Origin of the sequence: Agromyces agglutinans (genome assembly GCF_009647605.1) — a bacterium.
Lineage (GTDB): Bacteria > Actinomycetota > Actinomycetes > Actinomycetales > Microbacteriaceae > Agromyces > Agromyces agglutinans.
Genome location: NZ_WJIF01000004.1, coordinates 116,983 through 140,976, shown reverse-complemented (window position 1 = coordinate 140,976; position 23,994 = coordinate 116,983). Strand labels below are relative to the sequence as shown.

Sequence of the window (23,994 nt, the reverse complement as noted above, 5' to 3'; positions counted from 1 at the left end):
CGTCCACGTCGCCTCCGCGACCCGAGTCGGCGCAGGCCGCCGGCATCCGATCGGAGACCCCCCGATGCAGGCAGCCTTCTCCTTCACGCCCGGTACGACGACCGCGCGCTCGATCGGCACGACGACCACATCTCGTTCGCGTCCCCGCCGACTTCGCTCGCTGATCGGCACCCTCGCGGCCGCATCGCTCGCGCTGTCGGGCGGATTCGCCCTCGCGATCGTCGCTCCGGCGGCACCCGCCTCGGCCGCGGTGCCCGCACCCTTCTGCCCTCCCGACGGCGGCATGCCCGACATCGGCCCGCTGCCGACGTACACCGACGCGAACGTCGCGGTCTTCGCGGGTGACGGGCTCTTCGTGGTCGAGCAGCGCGCCGAGATCGAGGGGCTCGTGCTCGTGACCGGCGATGCCGACATCGACAAGGATCCCGATGGCCTGCTGAACGTCGGATCGGTCGGGGCCGGCTCTGGCATCGTCCCGCCACCCGGCGACCCGATGTTCCAGGTCGGCGGCGACCTCGTCGTGCAGCCGGGCAACCGCATCGAGGTCGGCGCCGGCATCGACGGCGGCGGTGCGGTGCTCGCGGGTGGATCCATCGGCGGCGAGATCGCGACGAACGGGGCGCCGGCCACTGGCGGCCTCGGCCAGACCGCGGCGATGGCGCCGAACCAGGGATTCCAGTCGGTGATCGATGCCGCATCTGCAGAACTCGCCTCGGAGCCGTCGACGGGCAGCACCGCAGTCACGGGCAACACCGTCTCGTTCACCGGCACGGGAACGACCGATCTCGAGGTCTTCAGCATCTCGGCCGCCGAGCTGGCCGCGGCGACGACGGTGGACTTCGCCGGGCTCTCCCCCGAGGGCCCGCTCGTCGTCAACGTGTTCGGCGCCGGTGCGGTCTCGTGGGCGCCGAACTACTTCGCCATCGATGGCGTTCGAGTCGATGGACCGTCGGGCCCCGGTTTCGGCAACGCGGCCGCGCGCATCCTCTGGAATTTCGCCGACACGACCGACCTCGACCTGCTCGGCACGAGCCAGGTGATGGGCTCGATCCTCGCGCCGGGTGCCGACGCCTTCGTCACCGCGAGCACGAACGGGCGCCTGCACGTGGGCGGCGACCTCACGCTCGGCGGCGCGGGCGCCGGCGCAGAGCACCACAACTACCCGTGGAACGGCGGGGGCGGGCTCGGCTGCGGCGGCTTCTCGGCACAGAAGGTCGTGACCGGCGACGGGGCGACGCTCGTGCCGGCCGACACGGAGTTCACCCTGCACTACTCGTATTCGGACGCCGAAGGACAGCCGGTCGAGGGCACGTTGACGCTGCTCGCCGACGGCACCGTGGCTCACGGCCCCCGTGGCATTCCCGACGGCACCGAGGTCACGTTCGCCGAGATCGATCTTCCCGAGGTACCCGGGGTCACGTGGGGGGTGCCGGTCATCGAACCGTCCACGATCGTCATCGGCGACGGCGCGACCGCCCGGGTCACCGTCACGAACACCGCCGAGACCGCCGGCGAGGTCGGCGGCTTCGCGATACGCAAGGAGGTCACCGGCGCGGCCGCCACGCTCGTCCCCACGAACACCTCGTTCTCCGTCGGGTTCTCCTACGAGCAGGGCGGCGAGACGGTCACCGGGTCGCTCGACGTGCCGGCCGACGGCTCGCTCGTCGCCGGTCCTCAGGACCTTCCCGCGGGCACGGTGGTCAGCTTCACCGAGGCCGCGCTTCCGCCCATCGCGGGCGTCGTTTGGGGTGAACCGACGATCGACCCCGCGACGTTGACCGTGGCCGCCGACCAGGTCGTCACCGTGACCGTCACCAACACTGCGAGCGTCGCACCGCCGACCCCGACGCCGTCTCCGACACCGCCCGCGCCTCCGACGCCCCCGTCGCCGTCGGCACCGGACGAGATCGCCGAGACGGGCGCGTCCGGCGTCGGAGCGCTGTTCGCTGCCGCGGTGTTCACGTTCGCGGCCGGAGCCGTCGCAACCGCATTCGCGCGTCGTCGTCGGATCCGCGTCTCGGACTGAGCACAGCGGCTCGAGCGCGCTCAGGCGCCCGCTCAGCCCCCACTCAGACGCCCGCTCAGGCGCTGAGTGACCGGTACGCCTCCGTCACATAGGCCGTCGACCGTTCGGAGCCGATGATGCCGGGCGACATCCGGTTCATCACGTACGCGACGGTCATCCGGCGGTCGGCGTCGGCGACCACGATGGAGCCGCCCCAACCGCCCCAGAAGCCCACCCGACCCTCGGGCACGTGCGGCGTGCTCGCGGGGTTCGACACCGCCCAGCCGAGGCCGAACCGCAGCGGGATCCCGAGCACCAGGTCGATGTTGTCGGTGTGCTCGGCGAACACGCGCTCGACGGTCTTCGGCGCGAGGATGCGCACGCCGTCGAGCTCGCCGCCGCCTGCGATGAGGGCGTTGAGGCGCGCGACCGCGCGCGCGTTGCCGTGGCCGCCGGCGCCGCCCACTCCGGCCTCGCGCCAGGCGCGGGTCCACGTCGTCTCGGCACCGAGGACCGGCCCGGTGAAGGTGCGGAACGCGGGAGAGTCGGGCGGGATCGCCCCGAGGTCGAGCCGGCCCTCGGGCGGAACCACGTTGCTCACGCGGTGGTCCTCCTGCTCGGGGAGGCCGAGGTGGAAGTCGGCGCCGAGCCGTTCGGCGAGTTCCTCGCGCACGAACGCGCCCAGCGAGCGCCCGTCGATGCGGCGCACGAGTTCGCCCACGAGGTGGCCGTAGTCGAGCAGGTGGTAGCCGGATGCCGCGCCGGGCGGCCACCACGGCGCCTGCTCGGCCAGGCGGGCCGCGGCGCGGTCGACGTCGAGGATGTCGGCGGCCTCGATGGGCTGGGCCCAGCCGGAGACGCCCGACGTGTGCATGAGCACGTGCTTGACGAGCACGCCCTCCTTGCCCGCGGCGGCGAACTCGGGCCAGTACCGGGCGACCGGCGCCTCGGGATCGAGGAGCCCGCGATCGACGAGCACGAGCGCGGCGAGCGCGGTCACCGTCTTCGAGATCGACCAGACGTTCGTGATCGTGTCGCTCCGCCATGGCGACGTGCGCGCCGCGTCGGCCCAGCCGCCCCAGAGGTCCACCACGGTCTCCCCGTCGAGGATCACCGCGAGCGAGGCGCCGAGTTCGTCGCCCGAGGCGAGCCGAGCGGCGAACTCGTCGCGGAGCCCGGCGAACCGCGGGTCGGCGTGGCCGCCGAGCGGGGGGCCGGCGGTTTCGGAAGCGGACGAGGGTTCGGTGGTCGGGTCGGCGGAAGCCACCGGTTCGGTGCTGGTCGCTGGGTCGGTCGTGGTCATCGGGGGCTCCTCTGGCGTCGTCGGCAGGCTGCCCGAGCAGCATACCGCGCGGTCGGTTTGTGACGCGTCCTCTCGAGGAGGACGCATCTCCTCGAGGAGAATGTGGCGCAACGACCGGCGGCGTCCGCCTACACCTCCATGCCCCGCCAGGCCACCTCGATCGCGGACTGGCACCGCGCCCGGGTCGCGGGATCGTCGAACCGCGCGCCGCGGACGACCACTTGGTAGTAGAAGACCCCCGCGAGCAGGTCGAAGCACGCCGCGACATCGAGGTCGGTCCGCAGCAGCCCCAGCCGGATGCCCTCGGCGAGCGCCGTCTCGAGCGAGGCGCGCCGCCGCGAGACGTGCGAGCGCCAGTACGCCTGCTGCAGCTCGCGGTCGGCCATGGCCAGCCGGATCCGCTGCCGGAACCGCTGCTCGGGGAAGCCCGACGCCTGCGCGCCGTCGGGTGCGCCCAGGAGCGACGCGACGACGCGGTCGCGCAGGTCCGCGCCGATCACCACCGGCGCCGGGTCTTCGCGGCCGACGTCGAGGGCCGCCGCGACCAGCGTCGTCAGCGACGGCCAGCGCCGGTAGAGCGTCGCCCGGCTCACCCCGCTGCGGGCGACGACCCGTGCCACCGTCACGGGTTCGTCGGCATCGATCAGCTCGAGCGCCGCGGTCAGGATGACGCCGTCGAGCTCGTCGTCGCGCGGCCGGCCGGGGCCGCGGCGGACCGCGACCCCGGCCTCGTCAGGCGCACCGTCCGGTGCGGAGGCATCCGCAGCCCGCGCCCGACTCGCGACCCTCGTCGGCACGCTCATGCGGCCAGCGCTCGGGCGCGCAGCCGCGCGATCAGCGACTCGTCGAGACCCGCTGCGCGCAGCGGCGCGAGGGCATCGCCGTCGTGACGCTCGCGCAGGCGCGCGAGCATGGTGCGCATCGAGACGTCCATCGGGTCATCCGAATCGGTGAGCCCGCTCAGCTGCTCGAGGTCGAAGCCGAGCCGCGACATGAGCACGCCCATGATCGCCCGCGTGCGCTGGTGGATCGCCGACATGTTCGGCCCGGTCCTCGCGTAGTCGGCCACGATCGCGTCGTCGTCGGCGCCGAGCGCGAGCAGCAGCGCGGCGGCGAGCACGCCGGTGCGGTCGCGCCCGGCCGAGCAGTGGAAGGCGGTCGTACCGGGCGACAGCGCGATCACGGCGAGCGCGCCGACCAGGTGCGGGGCGGCCCGCTCGACCATGGCCGCGTACATCTCGCCCATCGACACGTGGTCGAACGCGGGGAGCTCGCCGCGAGGCATCCCGGCGCCGATGCTCGCCATCAGCGGGAGGTGGTGGTACGCGACCGGCAGCGCGGCGAGCGGGCCCCGCCCGGTCATCGCGGCCTCGTCGCCGGTGCGCAGGTCGATGACGGCCGTGAGTCCGCCAGCGACCAGGGCCGCGGCATCCGCCTCGGTGACGAGCGCGAGGTCGTCGGCGCGGATGGCGAGCCCAGACCGCAGCACGCCGCCGTCGATCGGGATGCCGCCGAGGTCGCGCAGGTTGGCGGGCGCACTCAGCTCGATCGCGGCCGGCGTCGCGTCGTCGATGGCGATGGTCATGTGATTCTCCTTCGGATCAGGGCGCTGCCCTGGTCGATCGCGGTGACGAGGACGATGATGCAGATGATGATCGCGCTCAGGTGGCCGTAGTCGTACATGCGCATGGCGGTGGTCAGCTCGAGGCCGATGCCGCCCGCGCCGACGAGGCCGAGGATGGTGGCGCCGCGCACGTTGCCCTCGAAGAGCAGCAGCGTGTACGACACGAGGAGGGGTGCGGCCTGCGGCAGCACGCCGTACTGGATGACCTGTCGCTTCGAGGCGCCGACGGCCTGCATGGCGACGAGCGGTCCGCGATCGACCGACTCCATCGCCTCGGCGAAGATCTTCCCGATCGAGCCGAGCGAGCCGAGCGTCATCGCGAGGATGCCGGCGAATGGCCCGAGGCCGACGGCCGACACGAACATCAGCGCGAAGACCAGGTCGGGAACCGACCGGATGATGTTCATGATCCAGCGGGCCGGGTAGTACACCCACTTCGGCGCGATGTTGGATGCCGCGGCGAACGCCACGAGCAACGACAGCACGGCGCCGAGCACGGTGCCGACGATCGCCATCTGCAGGGTCTCGACGAGCAGCGCCACGATCGTGCCGAAGTCGGAGAAGTCGGGCGGGAAGAGCCGGCCCAGGAAGTCGGCCATGTTCACCGCACCGTCGGCGAGCTTCGTGAAGTTGAACTCGGCGCCGACGAACGACCAGCCGAGCACGATGACCGCGACCGGGATGCCGAGCAGGAACCGTGCGCGCGGCACCGAGAAGGCGCGTTCGAGGCGGTGGCGTTCGGCGGGGTCGAGGGGCGGCGCGACGGTCGTGCCGTTCGGGCCGGTCGTGCCGTTCGGGCCGGTCGGGCCGGTCGCCGCCTTCGATCGCGTGCGCGCGGCCTCAGTGCTCGTCATCGCCGGTTCCCTCCTCGTCGTAGAGCGTCGAGAGCCGGTCGGCGTCGAGTTCGGCGGTCGGCGCCGAGACGACCGCCTCGCCGTGACGCAGTCCGACGATGCGGTCGCTGTGCGCGAGCGCGAGCGGCAGCACGTGCAGGCTCACGAGCACGGGGATGCCGTCTTCGGTCGCGATCTCGCGGAGGAGACCGAGCACGGAGTCGGCGAGCCTCGGATCGAGCGAGGCGACCGGTTCGTCGGCCAGGATCAGCCTCGGTTGCTGCATCAGGGCTCGGGCGATCGCGACCCGCTGCTGCTGGCCGCCGCTCAGGGAGCGGGCCGGCTCCATCGCCTTGTGCGCGATGCCCACCCGGTCGAGGTAGTGCAGCGCGAGCTTGCGGTGCTCGCTGCCGAATCCGCCGACCAGGTTGATGGCGCCGGCCCGGTGCAGCGCCCCGGTCAGCACGTTGGTCAGCACGCTGAGCCGCGGGATGAGGTTGAACTGCTGGAAGACCTGGCCGACCTCAGAGCGCAGGCCGCGCAGTTCGCCGCGTCGCAGGTTGCGCACGTCGTGCCCGGCGACCCGCACCGTGCCGCCGCTCACGGGCGCGAAGCCCGTGAGTGCGCGCATCAGGGTCGACTTGCCCGAGCCCGAGGCGCCGAGCAGGGCCACCATCTCGCCCGGGTACAGGTCGAGGTCGACGCCGTCGAGCACGGGTGCGTCGCCGTACGCGACGCGGATGCCCCGGACGGTCACGAGCGGCAGCGCCTGGCGGANGACGCGGATGCCCCGGACGGTCACGAGCGGCAGCGCCTGGCGGAGCTCGCCGGTCGTCGGCTCGCCGGTCGTCGGCTCGCCGGTCGTCGGCTCGCCGGTCGTCGGCTCGCCGGCGGACGGGCCGGCCCCGGCCGCCGCCTGGGCGACGGCGGCCGTCGCCGAGGCGGCTGCTGGGGCGTGCATCAGCCGAGGTCCTTGAGTTCGACGCCCGCGACGGCTGCGATGTCGACGAAGCCGTCGAACAGTTCGGGATCGGGGTCGATGATCTCGTCGAGCCCGATGAAGCCCTCGCCGAGTGCGCCGAGCGCTTCGGCGTTGGCCTCCGAGAAGACCTTGGGCAGGGCCTCCTGCAGCAGTTCGCGGGTCTCGTCGTCGAGGGACTGGCGGGCGAGCACGCTGCCGGCGACCGGCATCGACGGGCTCTCGCCGACCGCCCGCCACTCGCCGTCGGCGAACGGGAACATCGGCTGGCCGAGCTTCGTGAGCATGACGGCGGTGCACGCGGCATCCACCTGGCCCTGCTGCAGTGCGACGAAGCTGCCCTCGTGACCGCCGGCGAAGATCGCCTCGTAGTCCTCGCCCTGCTCGAGGCCGGCCTCGTGCAGCATGTAGACGGGCATGAAGTAGCCCGAGCTCGAGGCCTGGTCGGCGAACGCGACGGTCGCGCCGGCGAGGTCCTCGACGGTCTGCACGGGGGAGTCGGCGAGCACGACGCAGGTCGAGACCGGGTCCTCGCTGCCGGCCCAGGCGAGCAGCGAGTCGACCTCGCCGGTGTTCACGGCGAGGGCCGACGGGAATCCGCTCATGATGCCGATGTCGACGTGGTCGGCGCGGATCGCCTCGACGACGCTGAGGTAGTCGGGCACGTCGGTGACCTCCACCTCGCGCCCGGTCTCGGCGGCGAGGAGCTCGGCGAACGCGTCGATCGGGTTCTCCTGGGTCGGGTCGTCGCCGAGCGGGAGCGTGGCGATGGTGATCGGCGCATCCGCGGCGGCGGCCGAGTCGGTGGGCGTGGCCTGGCAGCCGGTGAGCGCGAGGGCGCCCACGCCGAGCAGGCCGATCGCGGGCACGAGGTGGCGGCGCATGGGGGTCCTTCCGGAGGGGTCGTGGTTCGAGGTGGTTTCGAGAACACCGGTATGCAATCTCCGGAAGGTGTCCCGGAATTACGAGACTGCCGGACTGCGAATGGAACGGGACGTGAACAGTCAGTGCGAACATACCGCGCGGTCGGTATGCTGGGCGGGTGGCCGGTGACGAGCGCCGGGCGCGAGACGAGGAGGTCGCCATGCGCATCACCGGTGCGGTGCTCGAACGATCGGGCGCCTCGGCGCCGTTCGCGCAGTCGAGGCCGTTCACGGTCGGTGCGCTCGAGCTCGATCCCCCCGGCCCCGGCGAACTCCTCGTGCGCATCGAGGCCGCCGGCATCTGCCACTCCGACCTCAGCGTCGTCGACGGCAACCGCGTGCGCCCCACGCCGATGCTGCTCGGGCACGAGGCATCCGGCATCGTCGAGCAGGTCGGCGACGGCGTCGACGACCTGCCGATCGGCACGCGCGTCGTCATGACGTTCCTGCCGCGCTGCGGCGCGTGCGCCGGATGCCGCACCGACGGGCGGCTGCCCTGCGAGGTCGGCTCGGCGGCCAACGGCGCGGGCACGCTCGTCGGCGGCGGCATCCGGTTGCACCGCGTCAGCACCGCGACCGGCTCACCCGCCGCGACCGCCGGCGAACCCGTGCACCACCACCTCGGCGTCAGCGGCTTCGCGACGCACGCGGTCGTCAGCCGCATCTCGGTCGTGCCCGTCGACGCCGGCGTGCCGGCCGAGATCGCGGCCCTGCTCGGCTGTGCCGTGCTCACGGGCGGCGGCGCCGTGATCAACGCCGGATGCCCCGCACCGGGCGACCGGGTCATCGTCGTCGGCCTCGGCGGGGTGGGCATGGCGGCCCTGCTCGTCGCCGTCGCGCTCGGCCACGAGGTCGTCGGCGTCGATGCGGTCGACTCGAAGCTCGCGACGGCGCGCGAGCTCGGGGCATCCGTCGCCCTCTCCCCCGCCGACGCGGCCGAGGCCGGCCTCACCGCGCCCGTCGTGATCGAGGCGGCCGGCTCGGCCAGGGCGTTCGAGACGGCCTTCGCGCTCACCGCCCCGGGCGGCACGACCGTCACCGTCGGCCTTCCCGCGCCCGACGCGCGCGCGCGGATCTCGCCGCTCACGCTCACCGCCGAGGCGCGCACCGTCATCGGCAGCTACCTCGGCTCGGCCGTGCCCGCACGCGACATCCCGCGCTACGTCGAACTGTGGCGCGCCGGCCGCCTGCCGCTCGAGCGACTCGTGTCGTCGCGCATCCGGCTCGACGAGATCGACGCCGCCATGGACCGGCTCGCCGGCGGCGGCGAACTCCGCCAGCTCATCACGTTCGACGACCCGTCGTGACCCCATCCACCACCACCGAGAGGACCCCCGCATGACCCGCACCGCCATCGTGACCGGAGGCGCCCGCGGCATCGGCGCCGCGACCGCGCGCCGACTCGCCGCCGACGGGCACGCCGTCGCCGTCGTCGACCTGCTCGAGGAGCACGCGGCCGAGACCGTCGCCTCCATCACCGACGAGGGCGGCCGTGCCCTCGCGATCGGGGCGGATGTCTCCGACGCCGACGTCGTCGCCGCGGCCGTCGCCCGCGTGGCCGACGAACTCGGCGCGCCGACGATCCTCGTGAACAACGCGGGCATCCTGCGCGACAACCTGCTGTTCAAGATGAGCGACGGCGACTGGGACGCCGTCATGCAGGTGCACCTGCGCGGCGCGTTCCTGATGACCCGCGCCGTGCAGGCGCACCAGGTCGAGGCGAAGTGGGGCCGTATCGTGAACCTCTCGAGCACGTCGGCGCTCGGCAACCGCGGCCAGGCGAACTACGCCGCGGCCAAGGCCGGGCTGCAGGGCTTCACCAAGACCCTCGCGATCGAGCTCGGGCGGTACGGCATCACGGCGAACGCGGTCGCACCCGGGTTCATCGCGACCGACATGCTGCGCCAGACGGCCGAGCGCATGAGTATCACGTTCGAGCAGCTGCTCGAGGGCGCGGCGAAGGAGATCCCGGTCGGCCGGGTCGGCCAGCCCGAGGATGTCGCGGCGGCCGTCGCGTACTTCTGCTCCGAGGCGGCGTCGTTCGTCTCGGGCCAGGTGCTCTACGTCGCCGGAGGGCCGAAGGCATGAGCGCGGGCAACCGCACCGCCCTCGCCTTCGCGTCGCCCGACGAGCTCGTCGACGCGGTCGGCACCCCGATCGGCCCGGGCGACTGGTTCACGATCGACCAGACCCGCATCGACGCGTTCGCGGCGGCGACCGACGACCACCAGTGGATCCACGTCGACGTCGAGCGGGCGGCGGCCGGGCCGTTCGGTGCGCCGATCGCGCACGGGTTCCTGACGCTGTCGCTGCTCACGGCCCTCGCGACGCCGCTGCTGGACGTCGGCGGGCTCGCCATGGGCGTGAACTACGGGTTCGAGAAGGTGCGGTTCCTCCAGCCGGTCACGGCCGGGTCGCGCGTGCGCGCGGTCGGCACGATCGCGGGCGCGGAGCGCACCGGCACGGGCGTGCGGGTCACCCAGGAGCTCACGGTCGAGATCGAGGGCTCCGAGCGTCCGGCGCTCGTCGCCCAGTGGGTGACGCTGCTCGTTCCCGCCTGAGCGCGCAGCGGGTGTTTCGAGCTGGGCCGAAATGACTCCGGGTCGATGCCGGGCCCCGCCATCGTGGATTCGCGGCCGGGAGCACCCGGCTCGCACCACGTCTCCGGAAGGACTTCGCCCGTGGCCGCCACTACGCCGTCTCGAGCGAGGTCGCCGAGAGCGGGCTCGTGCACGTGACCTTCCGCCGGTGATCCACCGCCCCTCCCGAGCACCCCGGATCCGCAATTCAGTTTGGCACCGGCGTGTCGCGGGCCGCCCTCGGCGAGGACGACCCGCGACACACCTCCCGACCTGAATTGCGAACGGTCGGGAAGGGAAGCGAGGCAGGCGGCGGGCGGGCGCGGCTAGACGCGCTCGAGCACCATCGCCATGCCCTGGCCGCCGCCGACGCACATCGTCTCGAGGCCGTAGCGGCCGCCGGTCGCCTCGAGGCCGTTGATCAGCGTCGACGTGATGCGCGCGCCGGTCATGCCGAACGGATGCCCCACCGCGATGGCCCCGCCGTGCACGTTGAGCTTCTCCGGGTCGATGCCGAGCTCGCGGGCCGACGGGATCACCTGGGCCGCGAAGGCCTCGTTGAGCTCTACGAGGTCGACGTCGTCGATGCCGAGGCCGGCACGCGCGAGCGCCTGGCGCGAGGCCTCGACCGGGCCGAGTCCCATGATCTCGGGCGACAGCCCCGAGACGCCGGTCGAGACGATGCGCGCCAGCGGCTGCAGGCCGAGCTCGTCGACGATGCGCTCGGAGACCACGATCACCGCCGCCGCGCCGTCGTTGAGGGGACAGCAGTTGCCCGCGGTGACCGTGCCGTCGGGGCGGAAGACCGGGTCGAGCGCCGCGAGCCCCTCGACCGTGACGCCGGGGCGGGGTCCGTCATCGGCGTCGACGACGCGGCCGTCGGGCAGCGTCACGGGGGTGATGTCGCGTGCCCAGAATCCATCGGCGATGGCCTGCTCGGCGCGCTGCTGGCTGCGGGCGGCGAAGGCGTCCTGCTCGGCACGCGACACCCCCATGAGGTCGGCGACGTTCTCGGCGGTCTGGCCCATCGCGATATAGGCGTCGGGCAGCAGGCCGTCTTCGCGGGGGTCGTGCCAGCGGCCGAGCCCGGCGACGCCGGCCGCGGCCCGCTCGTCGGTGCGCGCGAGGGCCTCGGCGAACCGCGGGTTGCGCACGTCTTCGCCGGGGATGTAGTCGGCCGTGCCGCGTGCGGAGTGCGTGACCGACTCGACGCCGGCCGAGACGAACACGTCGCCCTCGCCGGCCTTGATGGCGTGGAAGGCCATGCGCGTGGTCTGCAGGCTCGACGAGCAGTAGCGGTTGACGGTCGTGCCCGGCACGCCGTCGAGCCCGAGCAGCACCGCGACGATGCGACCCAGGTTCATGCCCTGCTCGCCGCCCGGCTGCCCGCAGCCGAGCAGGAGGTCCTCCACCCGCGCGGGGTCGAGCCCCGGCACGCGGTCGAGCGCGGCCTGCACCATCTGCGCGGCGAGGTCGTCGGGGCGGATATCGACCAGCGAGCCCTTGCGGGCGCGGCCGATCGGGGAGCGGGCGGTGGCGACGATGAAGGCTTCAGGCATCCGTGGCATCCTCTCGTTCTGCGCGCCGGTTAGTGGAACGCCGCGATGCCGGTGATCGCGCGCCCGACGATGAGGGTGTTCATGTCGAACGTGCCCTCGAAGGTGTACACGGCCTCGGCGTCGGCGAAGTAGCGCGCGACGCCGTGGTCGAGCTGGATGCCGTTGCCGCCCAGGATCTCGCGGCACCACGCCACCACCTCGCGCATGCGCGCGGTGACGAACGCCTTCGCCATGGCCGAGTGGTGGTCGCGCTGCTCCCCCTCGTCCTGCATGGCCGAGACGCGCATGCACAGCGCGATCGATGCGGTGATGTTCGACAGCGAGTTCGAGAGCTTCTCCTGCACCAGCTGGTACGACGCGATCGGCTTGCCGAACTGCACCCGCTCCTTCGCGTACGCGAGCGCGGCCTCGTAGGCGCCGACCGCGACGCCGATGCCCTGCCAGGCCACCTCGGCGCGGGTCAGGCGCAGCACGACGGCGACGTCGCGGAAGCCGCCGATGCGCTGGAGCCGGTCGCGCTCGGGCACGATCACGTCCTCGAGCACGATGTCGGCGTTCTCGACCCCGCGCAGCGACTGCTTGCGCTCGATCTTCGTGGCCGTGAACCCGACCGCGGGCGTGCGCACGAGGAATCCCTTCACCTGGTCGTCGGCGGTGTCGCGCGCCCAGATGACGACCACGTCGGCGAAGGTCGCGTTGCCGATCCAGCGCTTCGAGCCGTTCAGCACCCACTCGTCGGTGCCGTCGGCCGCGGTGCGCCGCGTGGCCGTCGTCTCGAGGCCGCGCGCGGTGTCGGAGCCGTGTCCGGGCTCGGTGAGCCCGAACGCGCCGATGAGCTCGCCGCGCGCCATGCGCGGCAGCCACTCGGCCTGCTGCTCGTCGGATCCGCCGACGTGGATCGCGTTCATCGCGAGCCCCGAGTGCACACCGATGAAGGTCGCGGTCGAGGGGTCGACGCGCGCGATCTCGAGCGCGATCCACCCGCGGTAGACGCAGCTGTTCTCGAACTGCCGGTAGCCGGGGAACCCGGCGCTGAAGAGGCCGAGCTCGGCCATCCGCGGGATGAGGTGGCGCGGGCTCTTGGCCTGCTCCCAGAGGTCGTCGGCATGCGGGCCGACCTCGGCCTCGAGGAAGGCGCGGATGCGGGCCACGGCGGCCTGCTCCTCGGCGGTGAGCTGCTGCTGGAACGCGTAGAAGTCGGCGTCGAGCAGGTCGGCGGGGGCGCCGGCAGGCGCGTCGGTCGCGCCGGGCGGGGTCATGGTGAGCGTCATGGCTTCTCCGATCGTCGGTGATCGAGACGTATCGTCGCTGATCGGTACGAGTATGCAACATTTTCGGGAATGTTGCACGCGGCCGCTTCGGGCCGGGGTAGCATTCCCGCATGTCCTCCTCAGCCGTCGCCGCATCCGGTCCGCCCGCCGCCGGGGCACCCGCCGGCGACGATGCGGCATCCGCCGGCGACGACGCGGCGATCGCCGCGGTCGGTCTCCAGGCCGCGCCGTCCTGGCTCTCCGAGCGCCTGCGCACCCATACCGACGCCGAGCGCGCGTTCCAGTTGGCGCGCGAGTCGTTCATCGCCGGCCGCCGCATCGACATGGGCGCGCTCGCGACCTCGCTCGGCGTCGACCGCACGTCGCTGTTCCGCTGGGTCGGCAACCGCGACGCCCTGCTCTCCGAGGTGCTGTGGTCGCTGGCCGTGCCGACGCTCGTGCAGGCCGAGCACGCCGCCGAGCACCTCGACGGCGCCGAGCACGTCGCCGCCGTGCTCACCCACTTCGTCGACGACCTGATCTCGGCCGACTACTTCCGCCAGTTCCTGCGCCGCGAACCCGCTCGCGCGCTGCGCCTGCTCACGACGAAGGAGAGCGAGATCCAGCGCCGGTACGTAGCGACCGCCGAGTGGCTGGTTCGCCGCGACCTCGGCGATCGCCCGCTCGGCGGCGCGATCGAGCCCGACTCGCTCGCGTACCTGCTCGTGCGGGTGTCGGAGTCGTTCACCTACGCCGACCTCATCTCGGGCGACACCCCGAGCACCGAGCGCGCGCGCACCGCGTTCCGCGTGCTGCTCCGGGCGGACTGAACCGTGACCGAACCGCAGACGCCGACGTACGCCGTGCGCCAGCCCTTCCCGACGCGCTGGAACGACAACGACCAGTACGGACACGTCAACAACACCGTCTACTACGAGGCGATGGACACCGCCGTCAACACGTGGATGATCCGCAACGCCGGGCTCGACCCGGCCGGCGACGGCCCGATCGCCCTCGTCGTGGCATCCAACTGCCGCTATCTCGCGCCGGCGACCTTTCCCGAGCCGCTCGAGGTCGGCATCGCGGTCGGGCGGCTCGGCACGACGAGCGTCACCTGGTCGCTCGGCATCCTGCGCGCGGGCGAGGGCGAGCCGATCGCGACGGGCGAGTTCGTGCACGTGTTCGTGGATGCCACGAGCCGGCGTCCGACCCCCATGCCCGAGGCCGTGCGCACCGCGCTCGTCGAGCAGCTCGGCGCGACGGGCTGAGCGGGCGTTCAGCCGCGTCGGCTGATCGCTCCGCGACCCGAGCTCAGCCGAACACGGGCGACAGGAATCGCCGCTCGTACCGTCGGATGCACTGCGTGCGAGCGGCGAACTCGTATGCCTCGACGCACTCGGGGTCCGTGGCTGCGCCGATGCGGTACTGCTCGTAATCGGCGAGCGACGGGAACGTGAAGAGCGCGAACGCCTCGTCGCTGTCGCCCTCGCTCGGCAGGAAGTACCCGTGGTGCGTGCCGCCGAACTTCGCCACCAGGCGGATCCAGCGCTCGCCGTACTCGCGGAACTCGGCGAGCTTGTCGGCGTCGATCTCGTAGCGGAGGTGCACGGTGATCATGGTTCGTTCCTTCCGGCGCCGGGCTCGTACGCGCGCCGCGTCCGAGCGTAGGCCCATCTCGGCGAACCGCGTGTACCCAACAAACCGACTGGGCGGTATGCTGATCGGAGCGGTGTCGCCCCGGCACCGCCAGTACGGTCCGCGACGACGCGGGGAAGGCGGTCGAGGATGACCCAGGCACCGGCGCACGACGTCGACGACACGGCGGCCCCGCCCGGTGTCGACCCCGCGGGTCTCGCCGAATGGCTCGCGGCGGAGCATCCGGAGCTCATCGACGGCGGCACCGGCGCAGGCGACGCCGCGGTGTCGCCGGCCGCCGCGTCCTCCCCCGCACCGCTGCGCGTCACGCTCATCGCCGGCGGCCGCTCCAACCTGACCTACCGCGTCGACGGCGCGGCGATCCCGCTCGTGCTCCGCCGCCCGCCGCTCGGTCACGTGCTCTCGAGCGCGCACGACATGTTCCGCGAGCACCGCGTGATCTCGGCCCTCGCGGCGAGCACGGTGCCCGTTCCGCGCGCCATCGACGTCGTCGACGACACCGTCGACGCCCGCGTCACGGGCACCCCGTTCTTCCTCATGGAGCGGGTCGAGGGGCGGGTGCTCGGCGACACCCGGCAGAACGCCGAGTTCACCGCGGCCGGCCTGCACGCCCTCAGCCTCGAGCTCGCGGTCGTGCTCGCCGACCTCCACGCGGTCGACCCCGAGCGGGTCGGCCTCGCCGACTTCGGCCGGGGCGGCGGCTACCTCGAGCGGCAGCTCGCGACCTGGCGCCGACAGCTCGACGCGTCGCGCTCGCGCGCGGTGCCGCTGCTCGACGAACTCCAGGAGCGCCTCGCGGGCGGCGTGCCCGAGACCGCGCGCACCACGATCGTGCACGGCGACTACCGCCTCGACAACGCGCTCGTCGCGGGCACGGGCGAGGCGCCGCGCATCTCCGCGATCCTCGACTGGGAGATGGCGACGCTCGGCGACCCGCTCGTGGACCTCGGCCTGCTGGGCCTGTACTGGCACATCGGCGAGGTCTCGGGCGACGCGGGCGCCGTCGCGCACAGCTCCGTCGACCTCGCCGCCGGGTACGCGAGCTTCGACGAGCTCGCCGACGCGTACGCCGAGCGCGCGGGCATCGCCGTGCCCGACCTCTCCTGGTACCGCGCCTTCGCGGCGTTCAAGCTCGCGGTGATCCTCGAGGGCATCCACTTCCGCTTCCGTGCCGGCGAGACGGTCGGCGACGGCTTCGACCGCATCGGCGACCTCGTCGAACCCCTCGCGGCCGACGGACTCTCGCGGGCGACCGCAGGAAGGCGCTGAACCATGGACTTCGCCCACGACGACCGCACGACCGACCTGCTCGCGAGGGCACGCGCCTTCATCGACGACCGCGTGATCCCCGCCGAGACCGTGCTCGACGAACAGCTCGCGGCGACGCCCGGCGTGTGGAGCTTCCGCCCCGTCGTCGACGAACTCCGCGCGGCCGCGCGCGGGGACGGGCTCTGGAACCTCTTCCTCCCCGGCGAGCGCGGTGCCGGCCTCACGAACCAGCAGTACGCGCCCATCGCCGAGGCGACCGGGTGGAGTCCGCGGCTCGCGCCGGTCGCGTTCAACTGCGCCGCGCCCGACACGGGCAACGCCGAACTCCTCGCCCACTTCGGCACGCCCGACCAGCAGGCCGAGTGGCTCGACCCGCTGCTCGACGCGCGCGTGCGATCGGCGTTCTGCATGACCGAGCCCGACGTCGCGTCCTCGGATGCCACGAACATCGGCACCCGCATCCGCCGCGACGGCGACGCGTACGTGGTCACGGGTCGCAAGTGGTGGTCGACGGGCGCGATGAGTCCCGATGCCCGCCTGCTGATCGTGATGGGCAAGACCGATCCGGATGCCCCGCGCCACGCCCAGCAGTCGATGGTGCTCGTGCCGCGCGACACCCCCGGCGTCGAGATCGTGCGTCCGCTCACGGTGTTCGGCTACGACGACCGCGACCACGGCGGCCACGCCGAGATCGTCTTCCACGACGCGCGCGTTCCTGCGGCGAACCTGCTCGGCGGCGAGGGCGAGGGGTTCGCGATGGCGCAGGCCCGGCTCGGGCCGGGACGCATCCACCACTGCATGCGCGCCCTCGGCATGGCCGAGCGGGCGCTGTCGCTCGTGCGCGAGCGGGCGCGGACGCGCACGGCCTTCGGGCGCACGCTCGCGGAGCAGGGCGTCGTCCGCGAGTGGGTCGCCGAGGCGCGCATCGAGCTCGAGAGCCTGCGCCTGCTCGTGCTGAAGACCGCGTGGCTCATGGACACCGTCGGCAACCGGCGGGCGATGACCGAGATCCAGTCGATCAAGATCGCCGTGCCGCGCGCGGTGCAGCGCATCCTCGACCGCGCGATCCAGGTGTTCGGCGCGGCCGGGCTCGGCCCCGACCAGCCGCTCGCCGAACTGTTCGCCGGCGCGCGCGCCCTGCGCATCGCCGACGGCCCCGACGAGGTGCACCTGAACGCCCTCGGCAAGGCCGAGTTCGCCCGCTGACCAGCCCCATCGACGACGATGAAAGGAACCCCGAACATGACCCACCTGCCCGACCCCGCGATCGACGGACCCGGCTTCGGTACGATCTCGCTCGCGAGCTGCCTCGCCGAGACCGCCACGAGGCATCCCGATCGCCGCGCCCTGATCTTCATGGGCACGACGACGACCTACGGCGAGCTCTGGGCGCAGACCCGCGCGTACGCGGGTGCGCTGCGCGCGCGCGGCATCGGCCGCGGCTCGCGCGTCGCGCTCATCGTGCCGAACGTGCCGGACTTCGCACGCGTCTTCTACGCCGTGATCTCGCTCGGCGCGATCGCGGTGCCGATCCACCTCCTCTTCAAGGCCGAGGAGATCGAGTACGTGCTGCGCGACGCGGGCGCCGACCTCGTCGTGGTCGCCGCCCCGATGCTCGGCGAGGCCGCGCCGGCCGCCGCGGCCGCGGGCGTGCCGCTGGTCACCGTGCTCCTGCCGAACGACCCGGGCATGCCAGACCTGCCGCGGCTGGAGGCCGAGGCATCCGTCGCCGAACCGATCGAGCGCCACGTCGCCGTGCACCCGACCGACGCGGCGACCATCCTCTACACGAGCGGCACGACCGGGTTCCCCAAGGGCGCGGTCGGCAGCCACCTCGCCGCCGTCGAGCAGGTGCACTGCTCGCTCATCGACTCGTTCGACCTGCGCGCCGACGACGTGGTGTTCGGCGGGCTGCCGCTGTTCCACGCGTTCGGGCAGATGGCGGTCATGAACATGGCGTTCCGCGTGGGCGCGGCCATCATCCTGCTGCCGAAGTTCGACCCGCAGCAGGCGCTCGACCTCCTGCTCGAGTACGAGGCGACGGCGTTCACGGCCGTGCCGACGATGTTCGTCGGCATGATCGAGGCCGCATCGCACACCGACCGCCGGCCGCCGCTGCGGTTCGCGGTCTCGGGCGGCGCGGCGCTGCCCGTCGCCGTGCTCGAGGCCTTCAAGGCGACGTTCGGCGCCGACGTGCACGAGGGGTACGGCCTCACCGAGACCGCCCCGACCGTGTCGTCGAACACGCTGCACGAGCCGATCCGGCCCGGAACCGTCGGCCGATCGCTCTGGGGCGTCGACGTCGCGATCGCCGACCCAGAGGTCGAGGGACGCATCGAGCTCCTCGCCGAGCCCGGGGCGCTCGGCGAGGTCGTCGTGCGCGGGCACAACCTGTTCAAGGGATACCTCGGGCGCCCCGAGGCATCCGAGGCGGCCGTGGTCGACGGCTGGTTCCGAACCGGCGATCTCGGCACGCTCGTCGACGGGGTCATCACGATCGTCGACCGCAAGAAGGACATGATCGTGCGCAACGGCTACAACGTGTACCCGTCGGAGGTCGAAGCGGTGCTCGCGAGGCATCCGAAGGTCGCGATCTCGGCCGTCTTCGGGCTCGCCGACGACGTGCACGGCCAGGAGGTGCACGCCGCCGTCATCGCAAAAGAGGGCCAGGACCTCGACGCCGACGAGCTCGTCGCGTTCGCGAAGGAGCGCATCGCGGCGTACAAGTACCCGCGCGTCGTGCACGTCGTCGACCAGCTGCCGATCGGCGCGAGCGGCAAGGTGCTCAAGCGCACGCTGGTCGAGCAGTTCACGGCCGTGCGCGGCTGAGCGCGCGCCCAGGCGGACGCCGCGCAGGAAAATGGGCCCCATCCCCGCTGTCAGGGCGGGATGGGGCCCATTTTCCTGCGCTGTGCTCTGCCCGCCACACTGGGGAGGGGGCGGGAGAGGGATCGACCGGGGACGGGCGGAGGCAGACGGATGCCCCGGGCCGAGGCCCGGGGCATCCGTCTGGAACTCGACGCGGCGCCCCCGCTACTCCGCGCCCGGGATGCCCTCGCCCTCGAGCGGCACGGGCTCCGCCTCGACCGTGGCGACCTCGTCGCCCTCGAGCGCATAGGTCGTGCCGACGAAGTCCTGCACGCCCTGGTCGACGGTCGTGATGCCGACGCCGAGGTACGCGGCGTGGCTGTCGCTGCCGAACGAGAGCGGCAGGATGCCGTTGCCGACCAGGTCGCCCGACGAGATCGCGTCGACGAGGCCCTGTCGCGTGGGGTCGTCACCGGCGGCCGCGAGGGCCTCGGCGAAGAGGTATCCGACGCTCATGCCGTAGACGGTGTTGCCGTCGAAGGGCGCGCCGTCGTTGTACTCGTCGTTGATCTGGCGGAACAACGCCGTCCACTCGCCGTCGGGGCTGAACGGCAGGTAGTTCGTCGACGTGAAGCCCTGCAGCAGCTTCGGCGCGAGGTCCTCGCCGAGGAAGCCGACGAGGGTCGGGTAGTCGCCGCCCGACGACGACGAGAACCACTTCGGGAAGTAGCCGAGCTTCGCCGCCGTGCCCACCGCGAGCGCGGTGAAGCCGTTCACCGTCGCGAGCAGGTTCACCTCGCATCCGGCCGCCTGCATCGCGCCGATCTGGGCGGTCACATCCTGGTTGGAGACCGAGTAGCGCTGCACCTCGGCGAGGCCGCCTTCGCCGAGCACGAGCTCGGCGCCCTCGACGACCTCGTCGCCGAAGTCGTCGTCCTGGCCGAGCAGGCACACCACGGCGTCGGGGCTCTCATCGACGGCGTACTGCGCGAGAGCCGCGCCCTCGACGACGTAGTCGGCGTTGAACGCGAACGTGAACGGGTACTTGTCGGGCTGGTTCCAGCTCGTCGAACCGGATGCGACGAACAGGTCGGGCACCTCGTTCTGGTTGAGGTAGTCGAGCACCGACGTGTGCGTCGGCGTGCCGAGGCCGTTGAGGATCGCGAAGACCTCGTCCTCCTGCACGAGCTCGCGCACCACGGTCTGGGTGGTCGCCGGGTTGTACCCGTCGTCCTTCACGAGGTACTCGATCGCGCGGCCGTTGATGCCGCCGTTCTCGTTGACGTAGTCGAAGTAGGCCTGCGTCGCGGCCGAGATCGACGAGTAGCCGGCCGCGGCCGGGCCGGTCAGCGGCTGGTGCGTGCCGATCGTCACGGTGTCATCCGTGACGCCGGGCGCGGCCTCGGCCGGGTCGGTGCCGGTGCTCGGCGTGCTGCACGCGGTGAAGGCGAGCAGCGCTGCGGCGGCGGCCGCCGTTGCCGCGACGGTGCGGCGATGCGTTGCGGTGTGCTGTGACATGGGTCACCTCTCTGGTTCGGTGGAGATGGGGTGGGAAGCAGGGGATGCGGGAATGGCCGGTTCGGCGGGTCGGCTGTCTCGGGGCTCGGCGGGAGGCATCTGATCGGCGCGGAGCATCCGGTTCTCGCGTCGTCGCCGTCGGCGGAGGGCTCCGGCGAGTCCTCCGGGCCAGACGGCCGTGACGACGATGAGCAGGGCGCCGAACACGAGCACGCCGAGGTTGCCCGACAGGCGCTGCTCGAGTTCGGTGGGCAGATCGAACGCGCCGATCGCGGTGCCGATGAGCCACGGCAGCAGTACGACGACGACCGCACCCACCGCGGCGCCGCCGATGCTGCCGAGCCCGCCGACGACGACCGCGACGACCAGCAGCAGCGAGAACGCCAGCGTGTACGCGCCCGGGCTGACCGACTGGGTGACGAAGCAGAGGATCGCCCCGCCCGCTCCCGCCGACACCGCGCTCGCGGTGAACGCGGCGACCTTGACGCGGCCGGCGGGCACCCCGTTCAGGCGGGCGGATGTCTCGTCGCCGTGCACCGCTCGCATGCGCAGGCCGAGCCGGCCGCGCCGGATCACGGCGAGCCCGGTCACGACGATCGCGGTCACGAGGATCGCGACCCACGCCTGCCACTGCTCGACCGCGATGATGAGCCGCAGCGCCTCGGGCACGCCGTCGTACGCGATCTGCACGCCCTGGTCGCCGCGGAAGACGCCGCTGAACACGCTCGTGATCGCGGGGAGGGCGATCACGAGCGCGAGCGTGACGCCCGCCAGGTAGGGGCCGGAGAGCCTGGCCCCGGCGAGCCCGAGCAGGAGCCCGAGCAGGCCCGCGGCGACGACCGCGACGACGAGGGAGACGAGGAAGCGGGGCACGCCGTCGATGCCTGACTCGGTGAGCGCGTTCGCCGTCAGCGCGTACCCGTAGCCGCCTGCGGCCATGAGCGCCGCATGGCCGAGCGAGAGCTGCCCGCTCAGGCCGATCAGCAGGGTCAGTCCGGCCGTCGCGCAGAAGTACGCCGCGACGAGCGCGAGCTGGTAGTTGCGGTACGGGTCGAGCAGGAAGGTGCCGCCGATCGCAAGCACCGTGAGGGCGGCTGCGGTGACGAGGAGCCGGGGCGTGCCGGTGAGGCCCGGGAGGATTCTGGGGCTCATGCCTGTCGCACCTGCCTCGCCGAGAAGATGCCGCCGGGTCGCACGAGCAGCACGACGACGAGCAGTACGAGCACCGCGATCGGCGCGACCGTGGCGCCGAGGTAACCCGTGACGAGGCTCATCAGGACCCCGACGACGAGTCCCCCGAGGAGCGCCCCCGGTGGCGAGTCGAGCCCGCCGACGACCGCGACGGTGAACGCGTAGACGAAGAGCACGTCGGTCGAGTGCGGGCTGAGGCCCAGCTCGGTCGGCACGAGCAGCAGCGCCGCGAGGGCCGCGACCGCGGCGGAGAGCATCCAGCCGATGGTGAGCATGCGCGAGACGCGCACGCCGAGCAGCCGCGACACCTCGGGTGCGAACGCCGAGGCCCGCAGCTGCAGGCCGAGCGAGGTGCGCGTGAACAGCACGCCGAGCGCGGCCATCACCGCGACCGCGACGACGAGCACGAACAGATCGTACGGCGAGAGCACCGGCACGCCCGCGATCACGATGGGCCGCTCGTCGAACGGCACCTCCATCGGGCGCACGGTCGCCCCGAACAGGATGCCGAGCGCCGACTGCAGCACCATGACGAGCCCGATCGCGATGATCACGCCCGAAAGCGGCGAGTCGTGGGGGGCGAACCGCATGACGCCGCGTTCGACGGCGAAGCCGATCGCGGCACCGGCGACGATCGCGCTCGCGAACCCCGCCCAGTAGGAGCCCGTCAGGCCCGTGACCGCGAACGCGACGTACACGGCGACGACCGCCATCGCGCCCTGCGCGAAGTTCACGATGCGCGCGGCCCGCCAGATGAGCACGAGCGACAGCGCGAACAGCGCGAAGATCGCGCCGCGCGCGAGCCCGGTCGCGAGGAGGAAGAGGAGGCGGTCCATTCAGAATCCCAGGTAGGCGTGGCGGAGGGCGGTGTCGGCGGCGAGCTGCGCCGCGGGCGCGTCGGCGACGACCCGGCCGAGGGCGAGCACGATGCCGCGGTCGGCGATCGAGAGGGCGCTCGTCACGTTCTGCTCGGCGAGGAGCACCGTGAGTCCGCGGCTCGCGGCCGTCTCGCGGAGCACGCCCATCAGCTGGGCGACCACGATCGGCGCGAGCCCGAGCGACGGCTCGTCGAGCATGAGCACGCGCGGCTCGGCGACGAGCGCGCGGCCGAGGGCGAGCATCTGCCGCTCGCCGCCCGAGAGCTGGTGGCCGGCGCTCGTGCGGCGGCGCGCGAGCGGCTCGAACAGCTCGTAGACGCTCGCCACGGCGGCGTCGCGAGCGCGGCCGCGGTGGCGCTGCAGGGCGCCGAGTCGCAGGTTCTCGTCGACCGTGAGCTCGGCGACGACGCTGCGGCCCTCGGGCACCTGGGCGAGGCCGCGGCGGGCGCGGTCCTCCACGCGGACGCCGGCGAGGTCGCCGCCGTCGAGCAGCACGCGACCGGATGCCACGGGCACGAGCCCCGCGACCGTGCGCAGAAGGGTGGTCTTGCCGGCGCCGTTGGCGCCGAGGACGGCGACGACCTCGCCCGGCGCGAGCGCGAACGACACGTCGTGCAGCACGGGCTCGCCGCCGTATCCGGCCCGGAGGGCCTCGACGGCGATGGTGCCGCCCGCGGTCGAGGCATCCGATGCCGGTGACACGGCGGCGATGCCGTCGGTCGTCGTCGCGCCGCTCACGATGCCGCCTTCACGCCGAGGTAGGCCTCTTCGACACGCGGGTCGGCCTGCACCTCGGCCGGCGTGCCGGTCGCGATGACGCGGCCGAAGTCGAGCACGACGATGCGGTCGGCCAGCCCCATGACGAAGTCGACGTGGTGCTCGACCAGCAGCACGGAGCATCCCTCGCCGGCGACGCGGCGAACGGTCGCGTCGAGCCGCGCGATGTCGTCGGCGCCGAGGCCTCCGGCCGGTTCGTCGAGGAGCAGCAGGCTCGGGCGGGTCACGAGCGCCCGGGCGAGCGCCACGCGCTTGCGGTCGGGATAGGGCAGCGCCCCGACCGGCGTGGACGCGAAGGCCGCGAGGTCGTGCGCTTCGAGCTCGGCGAGTGCGATGGCGACGGGGTCGGCGGTGCCCGTGCGTGCATCGATGTCGGCACCGGCGCCGGCACCGGCGCCGATGGCTCCTCGACGCGCCGCGGTCAGCGGCACGAGCAGGTGCTCGAGCACGGTCATGCCGCCGACGAGCCCGAGCGCCTGGAGCGTTCGCGCGACCCCGCGACCGAGCAGCTTCGTCGGCGAGGCCGGCGCCGGGCGCCCGTCGATGCGGATGCTGCCGGCCTGCGGCCGCACGAGTCCGCACACGGCGTTGAACACAGTCGTCTTGCCGGCGCCGTTCGGGCCGATGAGCGCGACCGTCTCGCCGGCGCCGACGTGGAAGTCGACGCCGTCGATGGCAGTGAGTCCGCCGAAGGCGACGGTGAGGCCGGAGAGGTCGAGGCGGGGCTCGGTCTCAGGGGGTGTGGCAGGCGATGGCATCGGCACCTCTTCGTGTCGGGTGACGCCATGCTACCCGAGAAACCGACCAGACGGTATGTCAATGTTGCAGAACTGAGATTTCCG

Annotated in this window: 23 protein-coding genes; 9 read left to right on the top strand and 14 right to left on the bottom strand. The window is 72.8% G+C overall.

What is annotated here, in order from left to right:
- Positions 1-64 precede the first annotated feature (64 nt).
- The gene (locus GE115_RS09220; RefSeq protein ID WP_153684504.1) at positions 65-2,026 is read left to right on the top strand and encodes a choice-of-anchor A family protein; all 1,962 of its coding nucleotides are present in this window, start codon (positions 65-67) and stop codon (positions 2,024-2,026) included.
- Positions 2,027-2,081: 55 nt separating this feature from the next.
- On the opposite strand, the gene GE115_RS09215 is transcribed toward GE115_RS09220, so the two are convergent.
- The 6 genes from GE115_RS09215 to GE115_RS09190 form a co-directional block, all read right to left on the bottom strand.
- Positions 2,082-3,308 carry a serine hydrolase domain-containing protein gene (locus GE115_RS09215; protein ID WP_153684503.1) on the bottom strand — a complete coding sequence of 409 codons (1,227 nt, stop codon included), beginning with the start codon at positions 3,306-3,308 and terminating at the stop codon, positions 2,082-2,084.
- A 128-nt stretch (positions 3,309-3,436) separates the two neighbouring features.
- Complete coding sequence (locus GE115_RS09210; RefSeq protein ID WP_153684502.1) at positions 3,437-4,111, bottom strand: TetR/AcrR family transcriptional regulator; 675 nt, start codon at positions 4,109-4,111, stop codon at positions 3,437-3,439.
- Entirely contained in the window at positions 4,108-4,893 is a 786-nt protein-coding gene (locus tag GE115_RS09205) for a tyrosine-protein phosphatase (RefSeq protein ID WP_153684501.1), read from the bottom strand. The genes GE115_RS09210 and GE115_RS09205 overlap by 4 nt, the downstream gene beginning before the upstream one ends.
- Positions 4,890-5,786, bottom strand: a complete 897-nt coding sequence (phnE, locus tag GE115_RS09200; protein WP_246190669.1) for a phosphonate ABC transporter, permease protein PhnE — start codon at positions 5,784-5,786, stop codon at positions 4,890-4,892. The genes GE115_RS09205 and phnE overlap by 4 nt, the downstream gene beginning before the upstream one ends.
- A complete protein-coding gene (locus tag GE115_RS09195) occupies positions 5,773-6,726 on the bottom strand; it encodes a phosphonate ABC transporter ATP-binding protein (RefSeq protein ID WP_246190668.1) in 954 nt (317 codons plus the stop codon). The genes phnE and GE115_RS09195 overlap by 14 nt, the downstream gene beginning before the upstream one ends.
- Positions 6,726-7,628, bottom strand: coding sequence for a phosphate/phosphite/phosphonate ABC transporter substrate-binding protein (locus GE115_RS09190; protein ID WP_153684500.1), 903 nt, complete (start codon positions 7,626-7,628; stop codon positions 6,726-6,728). Before GE115_RS09190 ends, GE115_RS09195 begins: the two co-directional genes overlap by 1 nt.
- Positions 7,629-7,828: 200 nt before the next feature.
- On the opposite strand from GE115_RS09190, the gene GE115_RS09185 reads away from it, so the two are divergent.
- The 3 genes from GE115_RS09185 to GE115_RS09175 are packed head-to-tail and all read left to right on the top strand — an operon-like array spanning position 7,829 to position 10,228.
- Entirely contained in the window at positions 7,829-8,974 is a 1,146-nt protein-coding gene (locus GE115_RS09185; RefSeq protein WP_153684643.1) for an alcohol dehydrogenase catalytic domain-containing protein, read from the top strand.
- 31 nt (positions 8,975-9,005) lie between these two features.
- Complete coding sequence (gene fabG / locus GE115_RS09180; RefSeq protein WP_153684499.1) at positions 9,006-9,755, top strand: 3-oxoacyl-ACP reductase FabG; 750 nt, start codon at positions 9,006-9,008, stop codon at positions 9,753-9,755.
- On the top strand, positions 9,752-10,228 hold the full coding sequence (locus tag GE115_RS09175) for a MaoC family dehydratase (RefSeq protein ID WP_153684498.1): 477 nt from the start codon (positions 9,752-9,754) through the stop codon (positions 10,226-10,228). Before fabG ends, GE115_RS09175 begins: the two co-directional genes overlap by 4 nt.
- Before the next feature lie 344 nt (positions 10,229-10,572).
- On the opposite strand, the gene GE115_RS09170 is transcribed toward GE115_RS09175, so the two are convergent.
- Together GE115_RS09170 and GE115_RS09165 are read right to left on the bottom strand one after the other, a co-directional pair.
- Complete coding sequence (locus GE115_RS09170; protein WP_153684497.1) at positions 10,573-11,805, bottom strand: acetyl-CoA C-acetyltransferase; 1,233 nt, start codon at positions 11,803-11,805, stop codon at positions 10,573-10,575.
- A 29-nt stretch (positions 11,806-11,834) separates the two neighbouring features.
- Positions 11,835-13,076, bottom strand: a complete 1,242-nt coding sequence (locus tag GE115_RS09165; RefSeq protein ID WP_153684496.1) for an acyl-CoA dehydrogenase family protein — start codon at positions 13,074-13,076, stop codon at positions 11,835-11,837.
- Between the two features lie 110 nt (positions 13,077-13,186).
- On the opposite strand from GE115_RS09165, the gene GE115_RS09160 reads away from it, so the two are divergent.
- Positions 13,187-13,885: a QsdR family transcriptional regulator gene (locus GE115_RS09160; RefSeq protein ID WP_172979796.1), complete on the top strand. Its 699-nt coding sequence runs from the start codon at positions 13,187-13,189 to the stop codon at positions 13,883-13,885.
- 3 nt (positions 13,886-13,888) lie between these two features.
- Positions 13,889-14,323, top strand: a complete 435-nt coding sequence (locus GE115_RS09155) for an acyl-CoA thioesterase (protein WP_312855044.1) — start codon at positions 13,889-13,891, stop codon at positions 14,321-14,323.
- Positions 14,324-14,366: 43 nt separating this feature from the next.
- Here the strand turns inward: GE115_RS09155 and GE115_RS09150 are convergent, their stop codons facing one another.
- On the bottom strand, positions 14,367-14,672 hold the full coding sequence (locus GE115_RS09150) for an NIPSNAP family protein (protein ID WP_153684495.1): 306 nt from the start codon (positions 14,670-14,672) through the stop codon (positions 14,367-14,369).
- A gap of 168 nt (positions 14,673-14,840) precedes the next feature.
- Between GE115_RS09150 and GE115_RS09145 the strand changes: the two genes are divergently transcribed.
- From GE115_RS09145 to GE115_RS09135, 3 genes are read left to right on the top strand one after another with little or no spacing between them, the layout of a single operon-like run.
- Positions 14,841-15,980 carry a phosphotransferase family protein gene (locus tag GE115_RS09145; protein ID WP_153684494.1) on the top strand — a complete coding sequence of 380 codons (1,140 nt, stop codon included), beginning with the start codon at positions 14,841-14,843 and terminating at the stop codon, positions 15,978-15,980.
- A gap of 3 nt (positions 15,981-15,983) precedes the next feature.
- On the top strand, positions 15,984-17,186 hold the full coding sequence (locus tag GE115_RS09140) for an acyl-CoA dehydrogenase family protein (RefSeq protein WP_153684493.1): 1,203 nt from the start codon (positions 15,984-15,986) through the stop codon (positions 17,184-17,186).
- Positions 17,187-17,222: 36 nt separating this feature from the next.
- On the top strand, positions 17,223-18,809 hold the full coding sequence (locus GE115_RS09135) for an AMP-binding protein (protein ID WP_153684492.1): 1,587 nt from the start codon (positions 17,223-17,225) through the stop codon (positions 18,807-18,809).
- Positions 18,810-19,013: 204 nt separating this feature from the next.
- Here GE115_RS09135 and GE115_RS09130 read toward each other — a convergent pair whose 3' ends face one another.
- The 5 genes from GE115_RS09130 to GE115_RS09110 are packed head-to-tail and all read right to left on the bottom strand — an operon-like array spanning position 19,014 to position 23,910.
- The gene (locus GE115_RS09130; RefSeq protein WP_153684491.1) at positions 19,014-20,306 is read right to left on the bottom strand and encodes an ABC transporter substrate-binding protein; all 1,293 of its coding nucleotides are present in this window, start codon (positions 20,304-20,306) and stop codon (positions 19,014-19,016) included.
- Between the two features lie 3 nt (positions 20,307-20,309).
- Positions 20,310-21,458: a branched-chain amino acid ABC transporter permease gene (locus GE115_RS09125; protein ID WP_153684490.1), complete on the bottom strand. Its 1,149-nt coding sequence runs from the start codon at positions 21,456-21,458 to the stop codon at positions 20,310-20,312.
- Positions 21,455-22,333, bottom strand: coding sequence for a branched-chain amino acid ABC transporter permease (locus GE115_RS09120; RefSeq protein ID WP_153684489.1), 879 nt, complete (start codon positions 22,331-22,333; stop codon positions 21,455-21,457). The genes GE115_RS09125 and GE115_RS09120 overlap by 4 nt, the downstream gene beginning before the upstream one ends.
- Positions 22,334-23,113, bottom strand: a complete 780-nt coding sequence (locus GE115_RS09115; protein ID WP_312855043.1) for an ABC transporter ATP-binding protein — start codon at positions 23,111-23,113, stop codon at positions 22,334-22,336.
- On the bottom strand, positions 23,110-23,910 hold the full coding sequence (locus GE115_RS09110) for an ABC transporter ATP-binding protein (protein WP_153684488.1): 801 nt from the start codon (positions 23,908-23,910) through the stop codon (positions 23,110-23,112). The genes GE115_RS09115 and GE115_RS09110 overlap by 4 nt, the downstream gene beginning before the upstream one ends.
- Positions 23,911-23,994 lie beyond the last annotated feature (84 nt).

Excerpts from the sequence above, each read along its gene's own strand:
- GE115_RS09220 (WP_153684504.1), top strand. The coding sequence starts at position 65 with ATGCAGGCAGCCTTCTCCTTCACGCCCGGTACGACGACCGCGCGCTCG.
- GE115_RS09215 (WP_153684503.1), bottom strand. The coding sequence starts at position 3,308 with ATGACCACGACCGACCCAGCGACCAGCACCGAACCGGTGGCTTCCGCC.
- GE115_RS09210 (WP_153684502.1), bottom strand. The coding sequence starts at position 4,111 with ATGAGCGTGCCGACGAGGGTCGCGAGTCGGGCGCGGGCTGCGGATGCC.
- GE115_RS09205 (WP_153684501.1), bottom strand. The coding sequence starts at position 4,893 with ATGACCATCGCCATCGACGACGCGACGCCGGCCGCGATCGAGCTGAGT.
- phnE (WP_246190669.1), bottom strand. The coding sequence starts at position 5,786 with ATGACGAGCACTGAGGCCGCGCGCACGCGATCGAAGGCGGCGACCGGC.
- GE115_RS09190 (WP_153684500.1), bottom strand. The coding sequence starts at position 7,628 with ATGCGCCGCCACCTCGTGCCCGCGATCGGCCTGCTCGGCGTGGGCGCC.
- GE115_RS09185 (WP_153684643.1), top strand. The coding sequence starts at position 7,829 with ATGCGCATCACCGGTGCGGTGCTCGAACGATCGGGCGCCTCGGCGCCG.
- fabG (WP_153684499.1), top strand. The coding sequence starts at position 9,006 with ATGACCCGCACCGCCATCGTGACCGGAGGCGCCCGCGGCATCGGCGCC.
- GE115_RS09175 (WP_153684498.1), top strand. The coding sequence starts at position 9,752 with ATGAGCGCGGGCAACCGCACCGCCCTCGCCTTCGCGTCGCCCGACGAG.
- GE115_RS09170 (WP_153684497.1), bottom strand. The coding sequence starts at position 11,805 with ATGCCTGAAGCCTTCATCGTCGCCACCGCCCGCTCCCCGATCGGCCGC.
- GE115_RS09165 (WP_153684496.1), bottom strand. The coding sequence starts at position 13,076 with ATGACGCTCACCATGACCCCGCCCGGCGCGACCGACGCGCCTGCCGGC.
- GE115_RS09160 (WP_172979796.1), top strand. The coding sequence starts at position 13,187 with ATGTCCTCCTCAGCCGTCGCCGCATCCGGTCCGCCCGCCGCCGGGGCA.
- GE115_RS09150 (WP_153684495.1), bottom strand. The coding sequence starts at position 14,672 with ATGATCACCGTGCACCTCCGCTACGAGATCGACGCCGACAAGCTCGCC.
- GE115_RS09145 (WP_153684494.1), top strand. The coding sequence starts at position 14,841 with ATGACCCAGGCACCGGCGCACGACGTCGACGACACGGCGGCCCCGCCC.
- GE115_RS09140 (WP_153684493.1), top strand. The coding sequence starts at position 15,984 with ATGGACTTCGCCCACGACGACCGCACGACCGACCTGCTCGCGAGGGCA.
- GE115_RS09135 (WP_153684492.1), top strand. The coding sequence starts at position 17,223 with ATGACCCACCTGCCCGACCCCGCGATCGACGGACCCGGCTTCGGTACG.
- GE115_RS09130 (WP_153684491.1), bottom strand. The coding sequence starts at position 20,306 with ATGTCACAGCACACCGCAACGCATCGCCGCACCGTCGCGGCAACGGCG.
- GE115_RS09125 (WP_153684490.1), bottom strand. The coding sequence starts at position 21,458 with ATGAGCCCCAGAATCCTCCCGGGCCTCACCGGCACGCCCCGGCTCCTC.
- GE115_RS09120 (WP_153684489.1), bottom strand. The coding sequence starts at position 22,333 with ATGGACCGCCTCCTCTTCCTCCTCGCGACCGGGCTCGCGCGCGGCGCG.
- GE115_RS09110 (WP_153684488.1), bottom strand. The coding sequence starts at position 23,910 with ATGCCATCGCCTGCCACACCCCCTGAGACCGAGCCCCGCCTCGACCTC.